The organism is Streptomyces sp. NPDC006134 (genome assembly GCF_040628835.1).
Classification (GTDB): Bacteria; Actinomycetota; Actinomycetes; order Streptomycetales; family Streptomycetaceae; genus Streptomyces.
In genome coordinates this window covers 104,961-111,027 of record NZ_JBEXTV010000027.1, presented here as the reverse complement: position 1 = coordinate 111,027, position 6,067 = coordinate 104,961, and the positions used below count along the sequence as shown (strand labels likewise).

The 6,067-nt window shown below is 76.6% G+C and carries 6 protein-coding genes and 2 pseudogenes; 2 read left to right on the top strand and 6 right to left on the bottom strand.

Translation table 11 applies throughout. The features are described from left to right. Positions 1 to 87: pseudogene (locus ABZ340_RS19480) on the top strand (class I SAM-dependent methyltransferase); the annotation flags it as partial. A gap of 34 nt (positions 88 to 121) precedes the next feature. Here the strand turns inward: ABZ340_RS19480 and ABZ340_RS19475 are convergent. Continuing rightward, the gene (locus ABZ340_RS19475) at positions 122 to 1,162 is read right to left on the bottom strand and encodes an SDR family oxidoreductase (RefSeq protein WP_358783011.1); all 1,041 of its coding nucleotides are present in this window, start codon (positions 1,160 to 1,162) and stop codon (positions 122 to 124) included. A 3-nt stretch (positions 1,163 to 1,165) separates the two neighbouring features. Continuing rightward, complete coding sequence (locus ABZ340_RS19470) at positions 1,166 to 1,690, bottom strand: hypothetical protein (RefSeq protein WP_358783010.1); 525 nt, start codon at positions 1,688 to 1,690, stop codon at positions 1,166 to 1,168. A 93-nt stretch (positions 1,691 to 1,783) separates the two neighbouring features. Here ABZ340_RS19470 and ABZ340_RS19465 point away from each other — a divergent pair, with 93 nt between their 5' ends. Continuing rightward, a complete protein-coding gene (locus ABZ340_RS19465; RefSeq protein WP_358783009.1) occupies positions 1,784 to 2,131 on the top strand; it encodes a VOC family protein in 348 nt (115 codons plus the stop codon). 51 nt (positions 2,132 to 2,182) lie between these two features. Here the strand turns inward: ABZ340_RS19465 and ABZ340_RS19460 are convergent, their stop codons facing one another. The 4 genes and pseudogenes from ABZ340_RS19460 to ABZ340_RS19445 all read right to left on the bottom strand — a co-directional run bounded on the left by ABZ340_RS19460 (position 2,183) and on the right by ABZ340_RS19445 (position 6,057). Further along, the gene (locus tag ABZ340_RS19460) at positions 2,183 to 2,746 is read right to left on the bottom strand and encodes a GNAT family protein (protein WP_358783008.1); all 564 of its coding nucleotides are present in this window, start codon (positions 2,744 to 2,746) and stop codon (positions 2,183 to 2,185) included. 29 nt (positions 2,747 to 2,775) lie between these two features. Then, a pseudogene (locus ABZ340_RS19455) lies at positions 2,776 to 3,053 on the bottom strand (peptidase S15); the annotation flags it as partial. A gap of 119 nt (positions 3,054 to 3,172) precedes the next feature. Continuing rightward, positions 3,173 to 4,096 (bottom strand): LD-carboxypeptidase, encoded by a 924-nt coding sequence (locus ABZ340_RS19450; RefSeq protein ID WP_358783017.1) that lies wholly within the window; start codon positions 4,094 to 4,096, stop codon positions 3,173 to 3,175. 5 nt (positions 4,097 to 4,101) lie between these two features. Next, complete coding sequence (locus ABZ340_RS19445; RefSeq protein WP_358783007.1) at positions 4,102 to 6,057, bottom strand: prolyl oligopeptidase family serine peptidase; 1,956 nt, start codon at positions 6,055 to 6,057, stop codon at positions 4,102 to 4,104. Positions 6,058 to 6,067 lie beyond the last annotated feature (10 nt).

Here is a 6,067-nt window from a genome sequence, read left to right as displayed (position 1 = left end):
GACGCCACGCGGCTGCCGTTCAAGGACGACACCTTCGACGCGGTGACGATCTCCTTCGGGCTGCGCAACGTGCACGACACGGACGCGCCCCGGCCGCCCGGCCCGTCGTACCCGGACCGGTTCACCGCGCGCGGCGTCGCAGCCCCGCCGCGACGACGGCGCCCAGCCCTCCGGCCAGGGCCGCCGCCCCGGCCCGGTTGCGATGGCGCGACAGCCATGCCTGCGGGCTGCTCGCGGCGGACTCCGCGTCGAAGCGCCCGTGCGCGCCGTGGTCACGCCCGTCCGGGCCGTCCGCGGGGCGCCACAGGTTGACCGGTCCCCGGGGTCCGCCCTGGTCCTGCTGGGCGTCGAACCCGGTCCGGGCCAGGTACCGGTCCAGCAGCCCGGGCGCGACCGCGTTGGCGAGCAGCGTGGCTGCGGTGGAGCCGCCCACCCAGTACTCGCGGCGCCGCGCGTGCCCGGCGGCGTGCACGACGGCCCGCGCGGCGACCTCGGGCTGGTAGACGGGCGCGACGGGGCGGGCCTGCCCGGCCATCCGGCTCAGCACCCAGTCGAACTGGGGGGTGTTGACGGCGGGCAGCTGCACCATCGTCGTACGGACGCCGCTGCGCGCGTGGAGCAGTTCGCAGCGCAGCGACTCGTTGAAGCCCTGGATGGCGTGCTTGGCCCCGCAGTACGCGGCCTGCAGCGGAATCCCGCGGTAGGCGAGCGCGGAGCCGACCTGGACGATGGTGCCGCGGTCGCGCGGCAGCATGTGGCGCAGGGCGGCCCGGGTGCCGAACACGTACCCCAGGTACGTCACTTCGGTCACCCGGCGGTACTCGTCGGGCCCGATCTCGGTGAACGGCCCGAAGACTCCGGTGAAGGCGTTGTTGACCCACACGTCCATGCCGCCGAACGTGTCGGCGACGCGCTCCGCGGCCTCGTCGACGGCCTGGGCGTCGGAGACGTCCACGGGGACGACGAGGGCCTCGCCGCCGGCCCGCTCCACCTCCTCCGCCGCCGCGGCCAGGCCCTCGCGTCCGCGGGCCAGCAGGGCGACGCGGTCACCGCGGGCGGCGAAGGCACGGGCCGTGGCCCGGCCCACGCCGCCGCCGGCGCCCGTCACCACGACGGCCCTGGGGCGGTCCGGGGACAGGGGACGCTTCCGGAACTCGCGCACGGCTCAGTCCGCCCGGCCCCGCGATGCCCCGGAACCGGTGTCGCCCCGGCGCGGCGCCGGGGTGCGGGGCGCGTGCGTGCCCGCTCCCGGCGGGCCGGGCGGCATCGGCGGGTACGGCGTGCCGGGGGCGCCCGGCGTCGCGACGGGCGGAGCGCCGCCGGCCACACGGTCACGGCCGGCGCTGACCCCGGCCGCGGCCCCGGTCGCCGTCGCGGACGCGTGGCCCGTCCCGTGTCCGCCGGTCCGGGCCGCGGCGCGCAGTGCGTACGCCGCCGCGGCCAGGACCGCCGCGGTGATCAGCGCGGCGGCCCAGTCGGGCAGACCGGCGGCGAGGACGAGCCCCACGGTGAGGGCGAGGGCCGCGCCCGCGTACAGGGCGGCGGCGCCGGAGGCGGCGTACAGCGTGGCCTTGCGGCGCTGCGTGCGCGTCTGCCGGCGCAGTTCGTCGCGCACGGTCTCGCGCGCCACCTGCGCCAGTTCGTCGGCCAGGTGCTTGTCCAGGTGCTCCAGGTGATCCAAGCGATCCATGCGCGCCCGGGTACCCGTACACGCGTACGCATAACGCCGTGCGCGACGGCCCCCTGCCGCGCGCAGGCGCCTGCCCCAACTAGGCTCGCCCGTATGGAGATTCTCGGAGCGACGCTGCGCGTCTGCGTCGACGACCTGGAGAAAGCGATCCCCTTCTACGAGCGTCTCGCGGGCGGCAGAGCCCTGCGCTTCGGGCGCGGCGGCGTCCAGGTGGCCGCGGTGGGCTGCTTCCTGCTGATGAGCGGACCGGAGTCCGAGCTGGAGGTGCTGCGCAAGGTCGCCGCGACGATCGCCGTGACGGACGTCGAGGACACCCGCCACACCCTCGCCGAGCTGGGCGCCGACATCATCGCGGGCCCGGTCGCGACCCCGGCGGGCCGCAACCTGATCGCCAGACACCCCGACGGGGCGGTGTACGAGTACGTCGACCGCCGCGCCTGACCTCACCGGGTGGCCGGGTCCGTGACCGTGGAGCGCGGGTCACGGACCCGGTCACGGGGAAGGCCGGCCGAAGGGCGCCGTTTCGGCGGTGAGGGCCCACCGCTGGTGGTCGCGCCAGGCCCCGTCGATGTAGAGCATCTTCGGGGAGAAGCCCTCCAGCCGGAACCCGCAGGCGCGGGCCAGCGCGATCGACGCGGCGTTGCCCGGCTGGACGTTGATCTCCAGCCGGTGCAGCCCCATCGGCCCGAACGCGTACCGCACGACGAGGCCGAGCCCCTCCCGCATCAGCCCGCGCCCCGCCGCGTGCACGAAGGCGCCGTAGCCCAGGGTCCCGCTGAGGAAGCCGCTGCGGACGATGTTGTTGATGTTGACGAACCCGGCGAGGGAGCCGTCGCCCTTCTCGCACACCAGGAATCCGGCTCTGGCCGGGTCCTCGATCAGCCGGCCCGCGTAGACCGCGTACGCCTCGTCGTTGTCCGGCGGGAAGAGCCAGGGGTGGTGCAGGTCCTTGCTCTCCCGCGTCCGGGCGGTGAACTCGGCGCCGTCCTCGTGGGTGAAGGGGCGTATGCCCACGCGGGGGCCTTCGGCGAGGTACCGGGAAGCGTGGTGGGGCACGGCGCCAGCTTACGACGCCCGCCCACGGGTCACCCGCCGGTCACCGGCGGCCCGGTCACCCCGGTGTCCCCGGGTGCGCCGACCACGGTCACCGGCGTGGTCCCCCGGTTCCCGGCGCAGGCTCCGCCGCCCGCCGCGATCACGGACCGGAGCCGGTGGCCCCGCTCGTGGCGGTGCACGATCCCGGGCAGGGTGACGGTGAAGCTCCGCGTCACGCCGGGCACCCGGACGGGGCGACGAGGCAGTGCACCAGGGTCCGGGTGCCGTCCGGCGCCACGTCGTACGGCTTGGCGAACAGGACCGGCTGTCGGCGGCGCGCCGGCCGCCCAGGAAGCCGATCAGCCGGGAGGCGGCGGCCCCGTCGATGCCCGCGCAGGCCGATCACCGGGAGGGGGGTCCCGACGGCGGCCGGGCGCCGTGCCGGGCTCAGCGCAGCGCCGGTTCGACGAGCGTCAACGTGCCCGCGTCGGCGTCGAGTTCGGCCGTCACCCCGAAGGGGATCGTCAGCGCCCCCGCGCAGTGGCCGAAGCCGAACTCCTCCACCACCGGCACCCCGAGGCCGCCGAGCCGGTCGGCGAGCAGCGGGCGCAGCCCCTCATAGGGCCCGCACTGCTCCCAGGACCCGAGCAGCACCCCGCGGACCCCGTCCAGCCAGCCGGCGCGCAGCAGCTGGGTGAGGCAGCGGTCCAGCCGGTACGGCTCCTCCCCCACGTCCTCCAGGCACAGCAGCCCGCCACGGGCGGAGGGGCGGGCGTGCGGGGTGCCCCGTTCGGCGGCGAGCAGGGACAGGCAGCCGCCGAGCGTGACGCCCCGCGCCCGCCCGGGGGCCAGGGGCGTGCCGCCGGAGGCGATCGCGCGGACCGTCTCCGGGGCGAACAGCGTGGCCTTCAGGTGCTCCTGCGCCCGCGCGTTCTTGAGGAAGTCCGCTCCCGCCGCCATCGGCCCGTGCAGCGTGACCAGCCCCAGCCGGGTGGCGAACGCCTCGTGCAGCGCCGTGATGTCGCTGAAGCCGACGAACACCTTCGGCCCGGCCGCCCGCATCGCCTCCCAGTCGAGCAGGTCGGCGATCCGCTGCGCCCCGTACCCGCCGCGGGCGCACAGCACCGCGTCGACGGACGGGTCGCACCAGGCGGCCTGGAGGTCGGCGGCCCGGTCCGCGTCCGTGCCCGCCAGATAGCCGAACGTACCGTGCCGGTCGAGGACATGGGGCGCCACGACCGGGTCGAGGTCCCAGCCGCGCAGCACGTCGAGCCCGGCCTGGAGCCGCTCCTCGGGCACCGGCCCGCTGGGCGCGACGACGGCCACCCGGGCGCCGGGGGCGAGCCGGGCCGGACGCAGCAGGGGCTCCACGGACGTCACCCGGCCAGCTCCAGCACCGGGACATCCCTCGGTTCCAGGCCGAAGACCTGCGCGTACAGGGACAGTTCGGCCTCCAGTGCCCGCACCATCGTCTCCGCCCGCCGGAAGCCGTGCCCCTCGCCCTCGAAGGTGAGATAGGCGTGCGGCACCCCGCGGCCCGCCATCCGGGCCAGGAAGCGCTCGCACTGCACGGGCGGGCAGATCACGTCGTCCAGCCCCTGGAGCAGCAGGAACGGGACGGTGACCCGGTCGGCGTGCGCGGCGGGGGACCTCTCCACGTACCGCTCGGGCACCTCGGCGTACGGCCCGATCAGCGTCTCCAGGTACCGCGACTCGAAGTCGTGGGTCTCCCCCGTCCCCCAGCCGGTCAGGTCGAGGATCGGGTAGAGGATCGTGCCGCAGGCGTAGACGCCGGTCGTGGCGAGCGAGGCGGCGGCGGTCCAGCCGCCCGCGCTGCCGCCGCGCACGGCGATCCGGTCCCGGTCGGCGGCGCCCTCGTCGGCCAGGGCGCGGGCGACGGCGGCGCAGTCCTCGACGTCGACGACGCCCCACCGCTCGCGCAGCCGGTTGCGGTACTCCCGCCCGTACCCGGTGGAGCCGCCGTAGTTGACCTCGGCGACGCCGATGCCGCGCGAGGTGAAGTAGGCGATCTCCAGGTCGAGGACGAGCGGGGCCCGGCCGGTGGGGCCGCCGTGCGCCCAGACGACGTAGGGCGGCAGTTCCCCCGCGGGGGCGGCGCACTCGGGGTGGTGCGGCGGGTAGACGTGCGCGTGGATCTCGCGCCCGTCCGGACCGGTGAAGGTACGGACCTGGGGCCGGGGGTAGTAGGCGGGGTCCACGGCGTCGCGGTGGGCGGCGCCGATCACGCGGGCGCGGCCCGTCCGCGTGTCCAGCTCGATCACCTCGTAGCCGCTGTGCGGGCTCGCCCCCACGGCCGCCACCCGCTCGCCGAGCGCGGCGAGCGAGGGCGCGAACTCGGTCCAGGGGCCCGCGGCGTCGGCGATCTCGCCGGTCTCCGGGTCGAGTATGCCGAGGGCGGGGGCGCCGCGGCCGTGCAGGACGGCGATCAGACCGCCCTCCAGCGGGGCGAACCAGCGCAGGCCCAGTTTCCACAGCGGCCCGCCGAACTCCTCCGCGCGCGGGCACAGCGGCCTGCCGTCGCGGTAGAGGTTCCACCAGCCGGTGCGGTCGCTCGCGTACAGCAGGGAGCCGTCGGGCGCCCAGTCCACCTGGGCGATCGACTCCTCGGGGCCGCCGGCCACGGTGCGGGGGAAGGTGAAGGTGCCGTCGGGGGCGAGGTCGGCGAGGACCAGTTCGGTGCCGTCCCACGGCATGCGCGGGTGGTCCCAGGCGAGCCAGGCGGCGCGCCGCCCGTCGGGCGAGAGGCGGGGCCCGGTGAGGAACCGGTGCCGCTCTTCGGTGAGTTCCCGGACCGCGCCCCGGTCCTCGGCCGCCGAGCCGTCCAGCGGCACCGCGGCGAGGACCCGGCGCACGTCGGTGGGCCCGTCGCCGGTGAACTCCTCCAGGACGCACCACACCTCGCCCCGCTCCGGCACGAGCTGCGGCTCCGCCCAGCGCAGTCCGCCGCCGACCGGGGAGAGGGGGGTCAGCGGGCGCGGCTCGCCTCCGCCCGGCCGGACGACGTACAGCCGCTGGTCGGGGAAGTGCGCGAACACCACCAGCGGCCCGTCGCCGTCCACGGTCGCGGCCCAGGGCCGGCCGCCGTACTCGATGACCCGGCTGCGCACGTTCCACGGCGCGGGCAGCACCGTCTCCTCGGTCCCGTCGGCGCGCCTGCGCACCAGGGCGCGCCGCCCGCCCTCCGCGGGCCGCGGTGCGGTCCACCACACCTCCTCGCCGACGAAGCCCACGTCCTCCGGGCGCCCGTCGTGGGCGGCGGCGAGCGCCGCGCCGACGGGCGAGGGCCACGCTCCGTACGCCAGGGTCTGCACGCTGTCCCCT

Bases quoted from the DNA above. Each gene is read 5' to 3' on its own strand.
- ABZ340_RS19470 (WP_358783010.1), bottom strand. From the start codon at position 1,690: ATGGATCGCTTGGATCACCTGGAGCACCTGGACAAGCACCTGGCCGAC.
- ABZ340_RS19465 (WP_358783009.1), top strand. From the start codon at position 1,784: ATGGAGATTCTCGGAGCGACGCTGCGCGTCTGCGTCGACGACCTGGAG.